This window comes from Streptomyces sp. NPDC006265 (assembly GCF_040613555.1).
GTDB lineage: Bacteria > Actinomycetota > Actinomycetes > Streptomycetales > Streptomycetaceae > Streptomyces.
Window position 1 is genome coordinate 1 of the sequence record NZ_JBEXSH010000612.1, and the last position, 1510, is coordinate 1510.

Consider the following 1510-nt stretch of genomic DNA (forward strand, 5'->3'; position numbering starts at 1 on the left):
TACCTGCCCGCGCTGCCGCCCGAGCCGGAGCCGGACATGATCCGGCAGCCGCACTCACAGGCACGCCACAGCGTCACCACATGGGCACAACAGGGCGCCTGACGAAAGTCGGTTCCATGCGAACCGACTCTTCTCCCGGCACCCTGCCGGCGCGGGAGCACCTCCCGGCCGCACCAGCCGGTACGCCTGTCCTGGACGTAGTGATCCCCGTCTTCAACGAGGAGAAGGACCTCCAGCCGTGCGTCCGCAGACTGCACGAGCACCTCGAGAGGACGTTCCCGTACGCGTTCCGCATCACGATCGCGGACAACGCCTCCACGGACACCACCCCGCAGGTGGCCGGGCGGCTGGCGGCGGAGATCCCCGAGGTCACCACCTTCCGCCTGGAGCAGACGGGGCGCGGCCGGGCCCTGCGGGCCGTCTGGTCGGCTTCCGACGCCCCGGTCCTCGCCTACATGGACGTGGACCTGTCCACCGACCTCAACGCCCTGCTCCCGCTGGTGGCGCCGCTGATCTCCGGCCACTCGGACCTCGCGATCGGCTCCCGGCTGGCCCGCAGTTCACGGGTGGTGCGCGGACCCAAGCGGGAGTTCATCAGCCGGGCCTACAACCTCATCCTGCGCGGCTCGCTCCAGGCGCGGTTCTCGGACGCCCAGTGCGGCTTCAAGGCGATCCGCCGGGACGTGGCGCAGGTGCTGCTGCCGCTCGTCGAGGACACCGGCTGGTTCTTCGACACCGAGATGCTGGTGCTCGCCGAGCGGGCCGGGCTGCGGATCCACGAGGTGCCGGTCGACTGGGTCGACGACCCCGACTCGACCGTGCACATCGTCAGGACCGCGACCGACGACCTCAAGGGCGTGTGGCGGGTGGGCAGGGCCCTGGCCACGGGCTCGCTGCCGCTGGACCGGATCGCCCGGCCGTTCGGCGACGACCCGCGCGACCGTGACATCGAGGACGTGCCGAAGGGGCTGGCCCGTCAGCTGGTCGGATTCTGCGTGGTCGGTGCCCTGTCCACGCTCTTCTACCTGCTGCTCTACAGCGGCTTCCGGGTCTTCTCCGGTTCCCAGACCGCCAACGCCCTCGCCCTGCTGGTCTCGGCGGTCGCCAACACCGCGGCCAACCGGCGGCTCACCTTCGGGGTGCGCGGGCGCGGCGGGGCCGTACGGCACCAGGCGCAGGGCCTGGTCGTCTTCGGCATCGGACTCGCTCTGACCAGCGGCTCGCTCGCGGCATTGAACGCGGCGACCTCCGAGCCCGCGCACTCCACCGAACTGGCCGTCCTCGTCGCGGCCAACCTCGCGGCGACCGTGCTGCGCTTCCTGCTCTTCCGGGTGTGGGTGTTCCCGGACCGGCGCGAGGACGACGCGCCGGTGCGCACCCCGTACGACACCGCCCCGTACGAGGGCACCCGCTACGACACCGCCCCGTACGAGGGCACCCGCTACGACACCGCCCCGTACGAGGGCACCCGCTACGACACCGCCCCGTACGAGGGCACCCGCTACGACAC

At 71.7% G+C, this 1510-nt stretch carries 1 protein-coding gene; it reads left to right on the forward strand.

Annotated features, from left to right (window positions below; genetic code table 11):
- Positions 1–116: 116 nt before the first annotated feature.
- Positions 117–1510: glycosyltransferase (locus ABZ281_RS35395; protein ID WP_356662169.1), on the forward strand; the 1394-nt coding region annotated here is incomplete at its 3' end.